Below are 15,783 nucleotides of genomic sequence, written 5' to 3'. Positions count from 1 at the left end.
TCACCGCCCCCGGTACTCCGGGCTCCGCCGTTCCACGAAGCTCGCCACGCCCTCCTGGGCGTCCTCCGTCGTCATGTTGATCTCCTGGGCCGTCGCCTCCGCCGCGAACGACGTGGTGCGGTCGGAGTCCAGGGATGCGTTGACGAGCTGCTTGGTGAGGGCGAGGGCTCGGGTCGGGCCGGTGGCGAGGCGTTCCGCCCATTCGCGGGCCGTCTTCTCCAACTCCCCGTCCGGTACGACCCTGTTGACCAGGCCGAGCCGTTCCGCCTCCGGTGCGGTCAGCGCGTCGCCGAAGAACATCAGCTCCTTCGCGCGCTGCGGGCCGACGAGGCGTGGCAGCAGATACGCGCCGCCGCCGTCCGGGACCAGGCCGCGTCGGACGAACACCTCGATGAACCGCGCGGACTCCGCGGCCAGGACGAGATCGCAGGCCAGGGCGAGATGCGCGCCGAGCCCCGCCGCCGTGCCGTTGACCGCGGCGATCACCGGTTTCTCGCAGTCCAGGACGGCGGCGATCAGGCGTTGCGCGCCCAGGCGGATCATCCGGGCCACGTCACCGGCGACTCGTTCGGCACCGGTCGACGCGCCCCCGCCCCGCAGGTCCGCGCCCGCGCAGAAGCCGCGCCCGGTGCCGGTGAGGACCACCGCCCGGATCGCCGGGTCGGCCGACGCGTCGCCCAACAGCCCGATCAGGACGTCCCGTTGGGCCGGGGTGATCGCGTTCAGGGCCTCGGGGCGGTTGAGGGTGAGGTACGCGACGCCGCCCGCGACCGTGTGCATGACCTCGGCCGTCGGAGCGCTCATCGGCACACCGCCAGCGCGTCCAGCGCCACCGCGCCCTGTCCCCGGGGCAGCACCATCAGCGGGTTGATGTCCAACTCGGAGAGCACATCGCCCAGTTCGAGCGCCATGCGCTGCACCCGCAGGATCACCTCCACCAGGGCGTCCAGGTCGGCCGGCGGGCGCCCCCGCACCCCGTCCAGCAGGGGGCGGCCGCGCAGCTCACCCAGCATGTCCCGCGCCGCCTCCTCCCCGAACGGCGGCACCCGTACGGCCACGTCCCGCAGGACCTCCACCAGCACTCCGCCCAGCCCCACCGTCACCGTCGGCCCGAAGAGTTCGTCCTGTGTGACGCCGACGACCATCTCGACGCCCCGCTCGACCATCTGGCACACGAGGACCCCGTCCAGCGTCACGTCCTCGTACCGCGCGATGTCCGTCAACTCCCGGTACGCGTCCCGGACCTGGCTCGCCGAGGTGAGTTCCACCTTCACCAGGCCCAGTTCCGTCTTGTGCGCGATCTGCCCGCCGGACGCCTTCATCACCACCGGGTAGCCCACCAGCCCGGCCGCCCGTACGGCCGCCGCCGCGCTGGTCACCAACTGCTCGCGGGGGACCCGGATCCCGTACGCCCGCAGGAGCTGCTTCGCCGCGTGCTCGCTGAGCTGCTGGCCCGGGCGCATCAGGGCCTGGGCCTTGCGGAAGGAGGGGGAGAGGGCGCGGGGGGCCTCGTCGAAGGGGGAGCGGTAGGCGTGGACGAAGCGGTGGTGGGAGAAGTAGGCACGGAGGGCGGTGATGCAGTTGCCGACCGTGCGGAAGGTGGCCACCCGGGACGAGCCCAACAGGCGCTCGCGGTAGGCCGGTTCGGTGCCCACCGGTGAGCCCCACACCACGCACACCAGCTTGTCGGTCTCCTCCGCCGCGGCCACCAGGTCCTCCACCAGCTTGTCGCTCAGCGGGGGGAACGGGCCCGTGATGGGGCAGACCAGCACCCCCACCTCCGGGTCGTCCAGGATCGCGTCGATGATCTTCCGCCCGCGCCAGTCGCCCACGGGGTGACCGCCGTTGTCGACCGGGTTCGCCACGCTCAGGTACGGCGGTATCCACTCGTGGAGCTCGGCCTGCTTGGCGGTCGACAGCTGCGGCAGCCGCAGTCCCGCCTCGCTCGCCAGGTCGGCGAAGTGGGCGCCCGTGCCGCCGGAGATCGAGTAGACGACGACCCCCTCGGCCACCGGAGGCTTCGCCCGCGCCAACAGGGCTGATGTGTCCTGGAGTTCGTCCAGGCCGTCGACGCGGATCACGCCGTACTGGCGCATCGCCGCGTCCACCACCGTGTCCGCGCCGGTGAGTTTGCCGGTGTGGGAGGCGGCCGTGCGGGCGCCGGTCTCGGTGCGGCCGACCTTCACCGCGACCACCGGGACCTGGCGGCGGGCGGCGCGGTCGGCGGCGAGGAGGAAGGAGCGGCCGTCCTTGAGGCCCTCGACGTAGCAGGCGATGGCGCCGACCTCGGGGCGCTCGGCGAAGTAGGAGATGAAGTCGGCTGTCTCCAGGTCGGCTTCGTTGCCGGTGGGGGCCCAGTGGGAGAGGCGGATGCCGAGTTCCTGGAGGGCGAAGACCGGGCGGCCCTGGTGGCCGGACTGGGTGATCAGCGCGATCGCGGGGCCGTCCAGGTCCTCGCGGAAGTGCTCGAAGGCGTTGAGGTTGGTGTTCGGACCGAGGAGACGCAGGCCCGATCGGCCCACCGCGGTGGCGAGTTGGGCCTGCGCCTGCGCGCCCTCCTCGCCGGTCTCCGCGAACCCGGACGCGAAGGCGACCGCGAACTTCACCTTCGCCTCGGCGAGTTGCTCGATCACCGGGAGCGGGTCGGCCACCAGCACCACGGCCAGGTCGACCTGTTCGGGGAGATCGGCGACGGACGGGAAGCAGGGGACGCCGAAGACCGCCGTACGGGTGGGATGGACCGGGTGGAGCCGGGCGCCCACCCGCCCTGCCCAGGCCATGAGCTGGCGGGTGATGCCGGTGTTCGGGCGGCCCTCCGCGTCCGAGGCGCCGATCACGGCGACCGACTCGGGGCGGAAGAAGCGGTCCAGGTCGGGGACGCCGGCGTACAACGGCCGCCCGCTGACGTCGAGATCGTCGACGTCGGCCGGCCTGCCGTGGACGGCGGGGCCGGGTTGCTCACCGCAGGCGATGACCCGGGCCCGGCGGGAGTCGGTGGTGAGGGTGCCGTGGGTTGATCCAAGCATCGGTTCGCCCCGCTCCTGTGTGACGTGACAGTCGTGACAGCGCAAATAACTGACGCACTGTCAGATTACTGAACTGACAGTGCGTCAGGAACTGTCGTGCACGCAAAGAACGGACGGACCCCGGGTCAGGAGGCGGCGGGCACACCCTTCCGGGCGCTCTTCGAGGCCTCCTTGGCCTCCCTCCTGGCCGCTCTCCTGGCTTCCTTCCGGGTCTCCTTGGCGAGCGCCTTCGCGATCTTCTCGGCGTCGATCGCCATCTCGCGGAACATGCCGCTGATGGGGTTGGTGAACCCGGTGAAGTAGAGGCCGGGCGCGTCCTTCGGGGTGTCCGCGCCGTGCACGACCGGCTTGCCGCGTGCGTCCAACACGCCCAGGTGGCCGACGAGTTGCTCCAGGGAGCGGCGGTAGCCCGTGGCCGCGACCACCGCGTCGGGGCCGATGCGGTCGCCGCCGGCGAGGACCACCTTGCCGTCCTCGAAGCTCTCCACCGCCGTCACCACCTCGACCCGCCCCTTGCGCACGGCGTCGATCAGCCCGACGTCCTGCACCGGGATCGACCCCTCCTTGACCCGGCTGTACAGCCCGGTGTCGGGGCGCGGCAGCCCCTGCGCCGCCAGGTCCGGCACGCTGAGCCTGCCCACCGGCCCCGCGAGCCGGTCGACCAGGGCGACCGGCAGCCGTCGTACGAGAACGCCCGTGTACTGGGCCGCCCAGCCCGCGGTCGAGCGGCGCAGGATGTGCGGGGCCGTGCGGACGGCGAGGCGGACGCGGGACGCGCCGCCCTCCACCAGGTCGACCGCGATCTCCGCGCCCGTGTTGCCGATGCCGACGACCAGGACGTCACGGCCGGCGTAGGGCTCGGCGTTGCGGTAGTCGGCGGCGTGCACGAGGTCGCCGGTGTAGGTGTCGCGGCCGGGCCAGTCGGGGATGCGGGGCGTGTGGTTGGTGCCGGTCGCGACGACGACCGCGCGGCCGGTCAGCTCACGGCCGCCGGTGGCGTGCAGCAGCCAGCCGGTGCCGTCGGCCGAGCGCTCGACGCGGGAGACCTCGACGCCGGTGACGATCTCCAGCTCGTGGACCTCGGCGTACTTCTCCAGATAGCGCACCACGTCGTCCCGCGAGACCCAGCGGCCGAACCGGCGCGGTATCGCGAGCCCGGGCAGCGCCGAGAGCCGCCGGGTGGTGTGCAGGTGCAGGCGGTCGTAGTGCCTGCGCCAGGAGGCTCCGACCCGGTCCGACTTCTCCAGTACGACGGCACGGATGCCCTGTGCGCGCAGCGCGTACGCGGCGGCGAGACCGCCGGGACCGCCGCCGATGACGTACACGGGACGGTCTGCGTGGTTCTGCGCCGCGAGGTTCGGGGACGCTGTGGAGTCGGCCATGAGCGCGAGCGTAATCACGCACTACGTTGATGGGTCTCGGTCAAGCCCGGAATTGGTTGCGGATTGATCACGGGTGTGGAGGTGAGGGTGAAGTCGCTGGCGTAGGCGCTCTGGTTGTGGGATGCGGTCGGGCGGCGCGGAGGCCGGGAGACGGGAACGACGCCGAGCCGGCAGGGTGTGCGGTGGGGCTCGGCGTCGTGGTCGGTGGCGGTGCTCGGTCGGTGGCGGTGCCTACTTGTGCTTGGCCTTGTGGCCCGTCACCTGGGCGATCCAGGTGATGAAGTCGCCCGGGTCGGTGTTGGCGCCGTGGCCCTCGTCCCAGTAGTAGAGGTGGTTCACGTCGTCGCCCAGGTTGTCGAGGCGGGCGGCGAGGTTCGCGGCGACCGTCAGCGCGGTGTCCGAGTCCTTGGTGCCGAGGCGGATCCACCAGTGCTTCGAGCGGTTCGGGTTCACCTTCTCGACCAGGTGGTGCATCGGGTTCATCAGGTCGAGCTTCGCCGGGATGTCGCTCGCGACACGCTTGCCGCTCAGCCCTGTTGAGTCGTTCTTCGCGCCGTACGCCGTGAAGTGGCGGGCCAGGGTCTTGCCCGTGCCGAACTCGTTGTTCTCGCCGGCCGACAGGTCGAAGGCGTCGAACGCGGGGGCGTCCTTCTTGCGGGCGCCGACATGGGTGAGGAAGTCGGTCCAGGTGAAGGTGGCCTTGCCGCCGGACCAGGTGATGAAGGTGTTGGCCTTCAGGTAGGTCGCGCGGGCGGTGTCCGAGAGGGCCGCGAGGTACCTGGTCGCCGAGGGCTCCAGGTACTGCTTGACCATGTACTCGTCGAGGTTGCGGGCGTTCAGCGGGCCGAAGCCGCCGAGGCCCCGCAGCTTCAGACCGGCCTGGTACTCGGCGAACTGGGCCTGCAGCGCCTTGGACACCGTCTGGTCGACCGGCTTGCCGGTGCTCAGGTCGTTGGCGCCCCAGTTCCACTCGTAGGCACCGTCCGCGTGCTCCAGGTCCGTGATCGGGCACCAGGCGCCGGTGGCGAAGACCGCGTCGGACGCGTCGGCCGCGCCCAGCGCCTTGAGGTAGGGGTCGTAGATCGGGCTGTCGCCGGAGGCGCCGAGGAGCGAGGACAGCGCGCCACCGGCGCTGGTGCCCGCGGAGACGATCCGCTCGACGTTCCCGGGGATGCGGCCCTTGTTGGCCTTGATGTAGCGGACCGCGGCCTTGAGGTCGACGATCGCGGCGGGCGCGGTGCCGTAGTACTCGCCGCCGGAGTTCTTGAGGGTGCGGCCGCGGGCGCCGGGCTCGACGACGACGTAGCCGGCGGCCAGGGCGAGGAGCTGGTTGCTGGAGGTGGCGCCGCCGGTGGCGTTGGTGTTGCCGTTGGCACCGGGGGCGGACGCGGAGGCGCTCGGGGCGGCCGAACCGCCGGTCGAGCCCGTGGGGGCGCCGCTGGGGGCCGCGCCGCCGCCCATCGCGGAACCGCCGCCGCCGACCTCGGTGGCGGTCGACACGGAGGCGGGGAGGTAGCCGCCGACGGAGTTCGCGAACAGGATCGGCGCGTCGCTCGCGTCGACCGCCCTGCCGTCGATCTCCACCGGGGCGCTGACGATCAGGGACTGGTAGGTGGCGTCGACCGGCTTGGCGACGTACGTGATCGCCTTCCAGAAGTGGTAGACGACCGTGTGCTCGGTGCCCGCGGTGTCCGTGATCGTCTTCGTCAGCTTCGTGAAGGCGTCCGGGTCGAAGACCAGGGAGCCCGCGGACGACGAGGACGCCGACTTCGAGTCGCTCGACGCGTTCGCGTTGAGCGCGATGCCGCCGACCGCCGCGACACCGGCGGTCGCGCCGATGCCCATGACTACCGTCCTGCGCTTCACTGCCCTGTGCTTCACCGTGCTGCCTCTCGTCTTCCTGACCGCGTCGTCCCGACCGCTCCGTGGCCTTGCGCTTGCGAACGTAATCGGGGGTGAACAAAATCGTCAACAATCTGCGGGGCATTCATGGGTGACCCACAGCGGCACCGCCGGTACACAGGAATTTCCTGGCCGGCTCTCGGCTTTCCTCGGCTTCTGACGTACCGTCAGATTCATGGATGCGATCTGGCTCAGCGGAGCGGACTGGCTCGCGGTCCTCCGCATAGGACTCGGGCTGTGGTGGCTGGAGAGCTGGCGGCACAAGGACAAGAAGGCCTGGTTCGAGCGGGGCACCGGCATCGCGTGGGCGTCCGACGTCGCCGCCAAACACCGCTGGACGGCCGTCCGTTCGGGCTTCGACACGGTGGTCGCGCCCCGCCCGCGCGCCATGTCGTACGTCGTCGTCTACGCCGAACTCGCGACCGGCCTCGGCCTGATCGCGGGGTTCCTCACCCCGGCCGCCCTCGTCGGGGGCCTGCTCCTCAACGTCCTCTACTTCACGCTCATGATCCACGACTGGGCGGAGCAGGGGCAGAACGCGATGATGGCGCTCATCTCGGTGGTCGCGCTGTTCGCGATGTCCTGGCAGGTGTGGTCGGTGGACGCGGCCCTGGGGTGGTTCTGATGGGCGACGCGCGCTACGACATCCCCGAGCCCGACGCGTTCACCCGCACCTACTGGGACGCGGCGGCGCAGGGCCGGCTCCTCCTCCGCCGCTGCGCGGACTGCGGACGCGCCCACCACTACCCCCGCGAGTTCTGCCCCCACTGCTGGAGCGAGCACGTCACCTGGGAACCCGCGAGCGGCCACGCCACCCTCTACACGTGGTCCGTCGTCCACCGCAACGACCTGCCGCCCTTCGGGCAGCGGGTGCCGTACGTCGCGGCCGTCGTCGATCTCGCGGAGGGCCCCCGGATGATGACCGAACTGGTGGAGTCCGACACGGCCGGGCTGCGGGCCGGAACCCCGGTCGACGTCGCGTTCCGGGACGGGGTGCCCGTGTTCAGGCTGAGGAAAAAAGACGTATCCGGGGCACGGGACGCTTGATTCAATGGCGCGATGGCCCACATACGCGAGCGGTCCCTCCAGCACCCCTTCCCCGAGCTGAACGGTCACGGACTCCGGCTGCGCCCCTGGGACCCCGACGCCGACAGCGACGTGACCGACTGGCTGCGCGGAGTCTCCGACCCCGAGTTCCAGCGCTGGAACACCCCGCTGCGGCCGATCACGGACACCACCAGCGCCCGCAACTCGCTCCGCTCCCGCGCCGAGAGCGCGGAGGACGGCGTCAGCGCCTCGTTCTGCGTCACCGACGCGGCCAGCGGTACGACGCTGGGGCACATCGGCGTCAACGACATCGACCACATCGTGCGCGTCGCCCGCGTCGGCTACTGGACCCTTCCCGAGGCCCGCGGCCGGCACGTCGCCGTCCGCGCCCTCACCCTCGCCGCGCGCTGGGCGCTGGCCGACCTCGGACTGCACCGCCTCGAACTCGGCCACGCCCTCGGCCACGACGCGTCCTGCCACATCGCCGAACGCTGCGGCTTCCCGGCGGAGGGAGTCCTGCGCGGGGCGATGTTCGAGGCCGGCAGCCAGGACGCCTTCCGTGACGTGCACCTGCACGGCCGCCTGGCCACGGACCCGGAGACCGCCGCATGACACCGCCCGGCTGGCACATCACCGGTGACTTGGCCCGATTCCTCACCCGGGCAGGCGAGTTCCTGCGCTCGCGCCCCGCACTGCACACGGTCCACCTGACGGTGACGGAGGCGCTGCGCAGCCGGGGGCTTCGCATCTACGGCGAGGGCGACCCGGTGTTCGGGGTGCTGGAACGCGACGGCGAAGTGCGGGCCGCCTTCTTCCGCACCCCGCCCGGCCGCCTGATGCTGACCCCGCTGGCCGCAGGGGAGGCCACCGGACTCGCGGCCCGACTGGCGCTGCGCGGCGACAAGTTGCCGGGAGTCATGGCCGAGCTGGACACGGCGGCGGAGTTCGCGCAGGAGTGGGGACGGCGGACGGACTCGACCGCCGGCCTCCACGCCCGCCAACGCCTCTACCGCCTGGGTGAGTTGACGCCCCCGCACCCCGTCCCGCCGGGCCGCCCGAGAATCGCGACGGCAAACGACCGCGAGCAACTCACGCGCTGGTACGTCGAGTTCACCGAGGCGATCGGGGAGAGCGGTCCTTCGCAGGACCCCGGCGAGTGGGCCGACGCCCGGATCGCGTACGGCGGGATCACGTTCTGGGAGACCCCGGACGGTACGCCGGTGTCCATGGCCGGGATCACGACGAAGGTGGCCGGCCAGGTGCGGGTGGCCCCCGTCTACACCCCGACGGACCTCAGGGGTCGGGGTTACGCGGGCGCGGTCACGGCGGAGGTCAGCAGGATGGCGAGGGCGGCGAACGCGGAGGAGGTCCTCCTCTTCACGGACCTGGCCAACCCCACGAGCAACGCCCTGTACCAGCGCCTCGGTTACCGCCCGGTGGAGGACTTCGCGGGCTACGACTTCCACGCCGGGTCCGCCCTGAGGTGATACTCACCCCATGGCAACGGGAACGGACCTCCACGAACTGCTCCGATCACTCCGCGTCTGGGACCCCGAGCTGACGAAGCTCCCGCCCCTGGACCCGGCGACGGCACCGGACGCCCCCCTCCCCCTCTTCACCACCTGGTTCGCGGAGGCGGTGGCGGCCGGGGAGACGGAGCCCCACGTCATGTCGCTGGCCACGCGGGACGGCGACCCGGCGACCGAGGGCGGCGGGCTCCCCGACGTACGGATGGTGATGCTGCACGGCGCGGACGAGGAGGGCTGGTCCTTCGCCACCCACACCACCAGCCGCAAGGGCCACCAGCTCACCACGTTCCCGTACGCCGCCCTCGCCTTCTACTGGCCCCTCCTGGGCCGCCAGGTCCGCCTGCGGGGCCCGGTGATCCCGGCCACCCCGGCCGAATCCCAGGCGGACCTCCACGCCCACTCGGCCGGCGCCCTCGCAGCGGCCCTGACCGGCCACCAGAGCGCCCCCCTCTCCTCCCTGACCGAACTGACCCAGGCCTCGGAGACCTCCTGGTCCCTGGCCCGACGCGACCCGAAGACCCCGGCCCCCTCCTGGTCCCTGTACCGCGTGTTCCCGGACGAGGTCGAGTTCTTCCAGGGCGACGCCCGACGCCGCCACGTACGCCTGAGCTACGTCCGAGAGGAGCGAGGATGGTCGACGGGCCTGCTCTGGCCGTGAGCCCATACGTGGTGAGGTGGGCGACCGGCGTCGGCGCAACCGCCGCCCTCCTGCTGAGCGCGCTCACCGCCTGCGGCAGCGGGGCGACCGACAAGGCGCCCTCGATCACCGCGCCCGAGGTGTTCTACCTCCGCCCCGTCGGCGACAGGTCCGGTCCCAAGGACAAGGCGCCCTTCGGCATGTCCGCCGACGACGGCAAGGTGCACACCGGGGGCACGGGAGCCGTCGATCACACCCTCACCGCGGACGTCCTCCCCGGCGCGAAGGCAGCGGTCGTGCTGCACAGGAGCGGTAACTGCACGGGGAGTTCCACCCATGTGACGTGCCAGGTCGGCGCCAAGTACGACAGTGCCTCGGGCGCCGGGAGTGTCTCCCCGGTCGCCGCCGAGGGCAGCAAGCCGGGGGACGCGGGCACGGTCCGGTTCACCTACGCGGATCGGAACGGCAAGAAGGTGACCGCGCGGACGCGAGCCGTCGTAGGCGAGCCGGTTGTTGAAGTGCTGACCGCCGAGGCCGTCGGCGGGGTCCGTCCCGGGGCCGCGCTGAGCGAACCCGTCGTCGTCCGGAACACCGGCGAGGTGCCGGTCAGCGGGCTGGGGCTGCAAGTCGGCCTCGAACAGCTGGAGTTCGAGAAGCGGTATGCCAACTGCCGTTATCCGGGCATCCATCGGGGCCACACCGCGGTGTGCGAGTTCCCGGATCTCCGTATCGCACCCGGTGCGACCGTGACCCTCCGGCCCGCGCTCCGGCTCCGGACGGACGAGACGGAGATGTACGCCTCCTTCAACAGCGAGGCCTGGGCGCTGGACATGGGGCAGGGGCAGTACGGGAGTCACCCGGCCGGAGGTGACCACGGGGACGGCCCCGCCCTGCGTGCCGAGACCGTAACCGCCAAGAAGGGCCCCTACGCCAAGGGCGGCGGCTGGACGCACGTCGTGCTCGACACCCACGCCGACTACTCCGTCTCCGACGTGGACCTCCACGGCGCCCCCGGCACCAGACGCACCTTCAAGCTCACCGTCCGCAACAACGGCCCCGCCGACGCCGGCGCCACGGAGCAGCTGGTGTTCAGCCCGGCGCCGGGCATGACCATGGTCAAGCAGCCGATGAGCGAGATCGACGAGGACGTCCACGAGCCCTTCTGCAAGCACCGCGGCGCGACCTACACCTGCGACCTCGACGCCCTGAAGCCCGGCAGGACCCAGGACTTCACGTTCACGATGCTCCTCGGCGAACCGGGCGCGGGCACCCTGACCCTCCGGGACAAGGCTCCGGCAGGTGGGTGGTACGCCGGTGGGTGGTACGTCGGCGACCGCGACCCCGATCCCGCCAACGACGAGGCCGTCATCACGGTCCACCCGGAGCGGTAGCGGGCCGGTGGCCGGCCGTCCGTTGAACTGCCCGGCCGGGAGCCGCGTACCACTGGCAGAGGGCCGCGTCGGAGAAAGGGTCGAGCGATTTCAGTCTCAGTGGAAGTGAGGGCGAGCAGCACACCCGTGCGTCGGCAGGTGCTGGGGCTGGACGGCCTCCGGGGGCTGGCGGCGCTGTATGTGGTGCTGTTCCACTGCTGGTTGTACACCTTCCCGGGGTACCCCCACAGTTCGGCGCCGAAGGTCCTGGACGTGCTGATGTTCGGCCGCCTCGCCGTCGTCTTCTTCCTGGTGCTGTCCGGCTTCTCGCTCGCGATCTCCCCGGCCCGGCACGGCTGGCGGACCGGCGGCGTCGGCCAGTTCCTGCGCCGGCGCGCCTGGCGCATCCTGCCGCCGTACTGGGCCGCGCTGGCCATGAGCCTCGCCGTCTCGCTGTACGTGGTCCCGGCCTCGCACCACGGCCCGCCCACCGGCTCGTCGGTTCTCGTCTACGGCCTCGTGCTCCAGGACGTGTTCTTCGCCCCGACCCCGAACGGCGCGTTCTGGTCGATCGGGGTGGAGGCCGAGCTGTACCTCCTCTTCCCGCTGATCCTTCTCGTCCGGCGCCGGTTCAGCGCGGCGGCGGCGGTCGCCTGTGTGACGCTCCCGGTGATCGTCCGCGGGCTGATGGCCCCCGGCGCCAACCCGGTCGAGGGCGACAACTGGCTCGCCCCGCATCTCGCCCCCGTGTTCGTCGCGGGTGTGGTGGGGGCGGGCATCGTCGTCGCGTCGGAGCGCGTCCGGCGCCTGCCGTGGGGATGGTTCGCCGTCCTGGCCGCCCTACCTGTCCTGGCGCTCGGTCTCGTCCAGGGGTCCGTCTGGACCGTGAACCACTACTTCTGGATCGACCTCGCCATCGCCCCCGCCATGACGATGCTGATCGCCGCCGTCGCCACCGGCCAACCTGCCCGGCTCGTACGGCTGTTGACCACCCGGCCGCTGCGGATGCTCGGCGACGCCTCCTACAGCCTCTACCTGATCCACCTGCCGATCGTCCTGGTCGTCATCCGCCGCGTCGCCCCGCAGGTCGTCGCTCCCGGGCTGCCCACCTTCTGCTTCACCCTGCTCGTGGGCCTGCCCGTCTCGGTACTGGCGGCATGGCTGTTCTCCCGGATCTTCGAACTGCCCTTCAAGCGCAACCGATCGTGGAAGTCCCTGCTGGCTCAGTCCCGCCCCAGGACCACGGTCCCCGAGGAGCAGAACCAGCCGCCGGTCCCCGAGGCGACCCCCAGCCGCGGCACGTCGCCGTCCGCGCCCGTCACCTGACGCGCCCCGCCCTCTCCGCGCAACTGCCGCACCGCCTCCACCAGCAGGAACAGGCCCCGCATGCCGGGGTGTTGGGCCGACAGCCCGCCGCCGTCCGTGTTCACCGGCAGCTCCCCGCCCGCCACCCGCAACCGCCCCTTCTCCACGAAGGCACCCCCCTCGCCCTTCGCGCAGAACCCCAGGTCCTCCAGCGTCACCAACGTCATGTAGGTGAACGCGTCGTAGATCTCCGCGAAGTCGATCTCCTCGGGCCCGACTCCCGCCCGCTCGAAGGCAAGTCGGCCGCTCACCGCCGCCGGTGACACCGTGAAGTCCGGCCACTCGGACATCGTCGCGTGCGAGACGTGCTCCCCGGTGCCGAGCACCCACACCGGTGCGGTACGGCAGTCCCGTACGTACTCCTCGGCGGCCAGCAGCACCGCCGCGCCGCCGTCGGACCGTATGCAGCAGTGCAGTTTGGTGAAGGGGTCGGCGATCATCGGGCCCGAGAGGACGTCGTCCACGGTGATCGGGTCGCGGAACATCGCCTCGGGATTCAGGGCGGCGTTCGCGCGGGCCTGTACCGCCACCTCCGCCAACTGCTCGATGGTCGTGCCGTGTTCGAGCATGTGGCGGCGCGCGGCCATCGCGTACTTCGCGATCAGCGTGTGGCCGTAGGGGACCTCGAACTGGAGCGGGCCCCGCGCGCCGAAGGAGAGATCGCCGGTACGGCGGCCCGCCTTGATGTCTGCCCGGGCCGTCGAGCCGTAGACCAGGAGGACGGCGTTCGCGTGGCCCGCCGCGATCGCGTCTGCCGCGTGGGCCGCCATGACCTCCCAGGTCGAGCCGCCCACGGAGGTGGAGTCGACCCACGTGGGGCGCAGGCCGAGGTATTCGGCCACCTCCACCGGGGCCAGGGTGCCCAGGCCCGCCGACGCGAAGCCGTCCACCACCTCCCTGCCCAGGCCCGCGTCCGCCAGCGCGCGGCGGGCCGCCTGGGCGTGCAGGGCGTAGGGGGTCGCGTCGTCCACGCGCCCGCAGTCCGACAGCGCCACGCCCACCACGGCGACCTTGCGGCTCCCCACTGGCATGAGGGGCCTCCTCCCTCTGTGCATATCGTGCCCGGACTCCTAATATGACGGACCGTCAGATCTGGAGGGAAGTGCCATGGACGCCAGCTTCACCGCCGAGCAGGACGAGATCCGCCGTACCCTCCGCGAACTGCTCCACAAGCGGTGCGGTTCCGAGGAGTTGCGCACGGCCGTCGACACCCCCGCCGGACACGACCCCGCCCTCTGGACCGCCCTCGCCCGGCAACTGGGCCTGCCCGGACTCGCCCTCCCCGAGGCCTACGGCGGTATCGGCTGCTCGGTGACCGAACTCGCCCTCGCGGCCGAGGAGACGGGCCGCTTCCTCGCCCCCTCGCCGCTCCTCGCCACCGCCGTGCTCACCGCACCCCTCGTCCTCGCCCTCGGCACCGACACCCAGCGCGCCCGCCTGCTGCCCCGCATCGCCGCCGGCTCCCTCACCGCCGCCCTCGCCGTCCCCGGCACCGAACTCACCACCGCCCTCACCCTCACCGGCCCCAACGGCGGGGAATGGGCCGGGGGCGGACGCGCGGGCGGGGTGCAGGCCCGGCAGGTCGGAGACGCCGGGTGGCGGCTGTACGGGCAGGTCGCGCAGGTGCTCGACGGGCACACCGCCGACGTGCTGCTGGTCGCCGCGCACGCCGGGGGGTTCGCCCGGTCGCGGACTCTCCTCTTCCTCGTCGCGGGCGATGCGGACGGTCTCGTACGCATACGGCAGACGGCACTTGACGCGACCCGGCCGCAGGCCCGCCTCGAACTGAGGGACGTGCAGGCCGAGTTGCTCGGCGAGGACGACGACAGCGCGGCCGACGGCCCCCGTGTCCTCCGTGAACTCTCCGCCACCGGCGACACCGTCGCCGCCGTCCTCGCCGCCGAAGCCGTCGGCGCCGCCGATCGCGCGCTGGAGCGGACCGTCCAGTACGTCAAACAGCGGGAGCAGTTCGGGCGGGCGATCGGGTCGTTCCAGGCGGTGAAGCACCGGCTGGCCGATGTGTACGTACAGGTCCAGGCCGCCAAGTCGGCCGCCTACTACGCCGCCTGGGCAGCCGGCCAGGGGGAACGGGTCGGCGGGCTCGCCCTCGCGCAGGCGCTGGAGGCACTGCGGACCGCCGCAGCCGAGGGGATCCAGCTGCACGGCGGGATCGGGTTCACCTGGGAGCACGAGGCCCATCTCTACTTCAAGCGTGCCGCCGGCGACGAGCTGCTGTTCGGGCCGGTGCACCGGCTGCGGGCGCACGCCGCCGAGGGGGCGCGTCTCTTCGAGAGCCGCGAGGTGACGGTGTGATCGGTGTGCGTGCGATGCAGAAGGTGTCGTCGACCAGGGCGTTCGCGCGGATCGCCCCGCATGTCGTCCCCGCCATGGACCGGACCGTGCACCGGCTCACCCGCGGGAAGGTGCTGCTCAGCGCCCGGATGCTGCCGGGGGTGATCCTGACCTCCACCGGCGCGCGGAGCGGGCAGCCGCGCCGAAGTCCCCTTGCCTGTATGCCGGATGACGGCGGCTGGGTACTCGTCGGGTCCAACTTCGGGCGTACCGGGCATCCCGCCTGGACGCACAACCTGATCGCCCGTCCCGACGCCACGATCAACTGGAAGGGCCGCGAAATCCCCGTCACAGCGCGGCTGTTGGAGGGCGAGGAGCGGGCCGCGGTGTGGAAGACCGCGCTGGTGTTCTGGCCGCCGTACGCCACGTACCAGAAACGGATCGAGCGGGAGATCCGGCTGTTCCGGATCACACGCAGGGCAGGCGGTGGTCCACCGGAGTGAACCACCGCCCACGAGACAGGACTTGGGACCTGGAAGCAGGGACTCCTACTTCGTCGGCTTCTTGCCGGTCACGCCCAGGTGGACCAACAGCGCCAGGTTCGGCTTGAGTTCAGCCTCCTTGACGCCCCACGTCTGGAAACCCTTCTGGTGCGAGGCGACGGCCGCGAGCATCGCGACCAGTGAACCGGCGACCGCCGCCGGGTTCACGTCCTTGTCGACCCTGCCCTTGGCCTGCAGCTCGGCGACCGCGTCCGAGAGGGAGTTGTTCACGGAGTTCAGGATCTTCATCCGGATCTTGTAGAACCGTTTGTCGCCCTCGGCGGCTCCGAGGTCGACGACCCTGAGGATCGCGTCGTTCCGGCGCCAGAACTCCAGGAATCCGTCCACGAGTTCCTGGGAGGTCTGCCAGCCCGCCTTGCCGACCCATGACCGGCCGGCCAGGAGCTCGGTCAACTGACCGCCCTCCGTGGCCATTTGCTCGGCGATCTCCAGGACGGCGCCTTCGACGTCCGGGAAGTACTGGTAGAAGGTCGCGGGTGAAGTCCCCGCCTTCCGGGCGACATCGATGACTTTGACGTCCCGGTAAGGGGAGGAGCTGAGCATCTCGCTTAGGCAGTCGAGCAGCTTCTGCCGGGTCGCCTGCCCACGCCGGCCGGCCACGCGGCCGTCGACGGTACGCACTTGTCCTGTCATGCCGTCAGCTTACCGAGGGGTGATCGGAGCGCGATTC

The 15,783-nt window shown here is 71.6% G+C and carries 15 protein-coding genes; 9 read left to right on the top strand and 6 right to left on the bottom strand.

Translation table 11 applies throughout. The features are described 5' to 3' along the window. The 4 genes from OHT77_RS20150 to OHT77_RS20135 all read right to left on the bottom strand — a co-directional run bounded on the left by OHT77_RS20150 (position 1) and on the right by OHT77_RS20135 (position 6,253). Positions 1–804: an enoyl-CoA hydratase/isomerase family protein gene (locus OHT77_RS20150; RefSeq protein WP_328829936.1), complete on the bottom strand. Its 804-nt coding sequence runs from the start codon at positions 802–804 to the stop codon at positions 1–3. Then, positions 801–3,026, bottom strand: coding sequence for an acetate--CoA ligase family protein (locus tag OHT77_RS20145; protein WP_328829935.1), 2,226 nt, complete (start codon positions 3,024–3,026; stop codon positions 801–803). The genes OHT77_RS20150 and OHT77_RS20145 overlap by 4 nt, the downstream gene beginning before the upstream one ends. Positions 3,027–3,151: 125 nt before the next feature. Then, positions 3,152–4,408 carry a flavin-containing monooxygenase gene (locus OHT77_RS20140; RefSeq protein ID WP_328829934.1) on the bottom strand — a complete coding sequence of 419 codons (1,257 nt, stop codon included), beginning with the start codon at positions 4,406–4,408 and terminating at the stop codon, positions 3,152–3,154. Between the two features lie 231 nt (positions 4,409–4,639). After that, positions 4,640–6,253 carry a subtype B tannase gene (locus tag OHT77_RS20135; RefSeq protein WP_328829933.1) on the bottom strand — a complete coding sequence of 538 codons (1,614 nt, stop codon included), beginning with the start codon at positions 6,251–6,253 and terminating at the stop codon, positions 4,640–4,642. Between the two features lie 232 nt (positions 6,254–6,485). Here OHT77_RS20135 and OHT77_RS20130 point away from each other — a divergent pair, with 232 nt between their 5' ends. From OHT77_RS20130 to OHT77_RS20100, 7 genes are all read left to right on the top strand, one after another. After that, complete coding sequence (locus tag OHT77_RS20130; RefSeq protein ID WP_328829932.1) at positions 6,486–6,935, top strand: DoxX family protein; 450 nt, start codon at positions 6,486–6,488, stop codon at positions 6,933–6,935. Then, positions 6,935–7,357: a Zn-ribbon domain-containing OB-fold protein gene (locus OHT77_RS20125; RefSeq protein ID WP_328829930.1), complete on the top strand. Its 423-nt coding sequence runs from the start codon at positions 6,935–6,937 to the stop codon at positions 7,355–7,357. Before OHT77_RS20130 ends, OHT77_RS20125 begins: the two co-directional genes overlap by 1 nt. 12 nt (positions 7,358–7,369) lie before the next feature. Continuing rightward, on the top strand, positions 7,370–7,969 hold the full coding sequence (locus OHT77_RS20120) for a GNAT family N-acetyltransferase (RefSeq protein WP_328829929.1): 600 nt from the start codon (positions 7,370–7,372) through the stop codon (positions 7,967–7,969). After that, complete coding sequence (locus OHT77_RS20115) at positions 7,966–8,844, top strand: GNAT family N-acetyltransferase (protein ID WP_328829928.1); 879 nt, start codon at positions 7,966–7,968, stop codon at positions 8,842–8,844. Before OHT77_RS20120 ends, OHT77_RS20115 begins: the two co-directional genes overlap by 4 nt. 10 nt (positions 8,845–8,854) lie before the next feature. Then, positions 8,855–9,544 carry a pyridoxine/pyridoxamine 5'-phosphate oxidase gene (locus OHT77_RS20110; protein ID WP_328829927.1) on the top strand — a complete coding sequence of 230 codons (690 nt, stop codon included), beginning with the start codon at positions 8,855–8,857 and terminating at the stop codon, positions 9,542–9,544. Then, a complete protein-coding gene (locus tag OHT77_RS20105; protein WP_328829925.1) occupies positions 9,517–10,914 on the top strand; it encodes a hypothetical protein in 1,398 nt (465 codons plus the stop codon). Before OHT77_RS20110 ends, OHT77_RS20105 begins: the two co-directional genes overlap by 28 nt. 126 nt (positions 10,915–11,040) lie before the next feature. Further along, positions 11,041–12,219: an acyltransferase family protein gene (locus tag OHT77_RS20100; RefSeq protein ID WP_328829924.1), complete on the top strand. Its 1,179-nt coding sequence runs from the start codon at positions 11,041–11,043 to the stop codon at positions 12,217–12,219. Here the strand turns inward: OHT77_RS20100 and OHT77_RS20095 are convergent. Beyond that, on the bottom strand, positions 12,117–13,289 hold the full coding sequence (locus OHT77_RS20095) for a thiolase C-terminal domain-containing protein (protein WP_328829923.1): 1,173 nt from the start codon (positions 13,287–13,289) through the stop codon (positions 12,117–12,119). The two genes, OHT77_RS20100 and OHT77_RS20095, sit on opposite strands and share 103 nt — an antisense overlap. Before the next feature lie 76 nt (positions 13,290–13,365). Here OHT77_RS20095 and OHT77_RS20090 point away from each other — a divergent pair, with 76 nt between their 5' ends. Both OHT77_RS20090 and OHT77_RS20085 read left to right on the top strand, forming a co-directional pair. Further along, the gene (locus tag OHT77_RS20090; protein WP_328829922.1) at positions 13,366–14,571 is read left to right on the top strand and encodes an acyl-CoA dehydrogenase family protein; all 1,206 of its coding nucleotides are present in this window, start codon (positions 13,366–13,368) and stop codon (positions 14,569–14,571) included. After that, a complete protein-coding gene (locus tag OHT77_RS20085) occupies positions 14,568–15,053 on the top strand; it encodes a nitroreductase family deazaflavin-dependent oxidoreductase (RefSeq protein ID WP_328829921.1) in 486 nt (161 codons plus the stop codon). The genes OHT77_RS20090 and OHT77_RS20085 overlap by 4 nt, the downstream gene beginning before the upstream one ends. Before the next feature lie 45 nt (positions 15,054–15,098). Here the strand turns inward: OHT77_RS20085 and OHT77_RS20080 are convergent, their stop codons facing one another. Next, the gene (locus tag OHT77_RS20080) at positions 15,099–15,734 is read right to left on the bottom strand and encodes a TetR family transcriptional regulator (RefSeq protein WP_328834284.1); all 636 of its coding nucleotides are present in this window, start codon (positions 15,732–15,734) and stop codon (positions 15,099–15,101) included. Between the last annotated feature and the right edge of the window lie 49 nt (positions 15,735–15,783).

Origin of the sequence: Streptomyces sp. NBC_00252, assembly GCF_036187565.1 — a bacterium.
In the GTDB taxonomy this organism is placed as follows: Bacteria; Actinomycetota; Actinomycetes; order Streptomycetales; family Streptomycetaceae; genus Streptomyces.
The sequence above is the reverse complement of the archived record's forward strand: the minus strand, read 5'-3'. Positions and strand labels throughout refer to the sequence as shown.

What these genes read in the sequence shown, in the direction of transcription:
- OHT77_RS20120 (WP_328829929.1), top strand. Translation starts at nt 7,370, where the DNA reads ATGGCCCACATACGCGAGCGGTCCCTCCAGCACCCCTTCCCCGAGCTG.
- OHT77_RS20095 (WP_328829923.1), bottom strand. Translation starts at nt 13,289, where the DNA reads ATGCCAGTGGGGAGCCGCAAGGTCGCCGTGGTGGGCGTGGCGCTGTCG.
- OHT77_RS20105 (WP_328829925.1), top strand. Translation starts at nt 9,517, where the DNA reads ATGGTCGACGGGCCTGCTCTGGCCGTGAGCCCATACGTGGTGAGGTGG.
- OHT77_RS20110 (WP_328829927.1), top strand. Translation starts at nt 8,855, where the DNA reads ATGGCAACGGGAACGGACCTCCACGAACTGCTCCGATCACTCCGCGTC.
- OHT77_RS20150 (WP_328829936.1), bottom strand. Translation starts at nt 804, where the DNA reads ATGAGCGCTCCGACGGCCGAGGTCATGCACACGGTCGCGGGCGGCGTC.
- OHT77_RS20090 (WP_328829922.1), top strand. Translation starts at nt 13,366, where the DNA reads ATGGACGCCAGCTTCACCGCCGAGCAGGACGAGATCCGCCGTACCCTC.
- OHT77_RS20125 (WP_328829930.1), top strand. Translation starts at nt 6,935, where the DNA reads ATGGGCGACGCGCGCTACGACATCCCCGAGCCCGACGCGTTCACCCGC.
- OHT77_RS20130 (WP_328829932.1), top strand. Translation starts at nt 6,486, where the DNA reads ATGGATGCGATCTGGCTCAGCGGAGCGGACTGGCTCGCGGTCCTCCGC.
- OHT77_RS20145 (WP_328829935.1), bottom strand. Translation starts at nt 3,026, where the DNA reads ATGCTTGGATCAACCCACGGCACCCTCACCACCGACTCCCGCCGGGCC.
- OHT77_RS20135 (WP_328829933.1), bottom strand. Translation starts at nt 6,253, where the DNA reads ATGGGCATCGGCGCGACCGCCGGTGTCGCGGCGGTCGGCGGCATCGCG.
- OHT77_RS20115 (WP_328829928.1), top strand. Translation starts at nt 7,966, where the DNA reads ATGACACCGCCCGGCTGGCACATCACCGGTGACTTGGCCCGATTCCTC.
- OHT77_RS20140 (WP_328829934.1), bottom strand. Translation starts at nt 4,408, where the DNA reads ATGGCCGACTCCACAGCGTCCCCGAACCTCGCGGCGCAGAACCACGCA.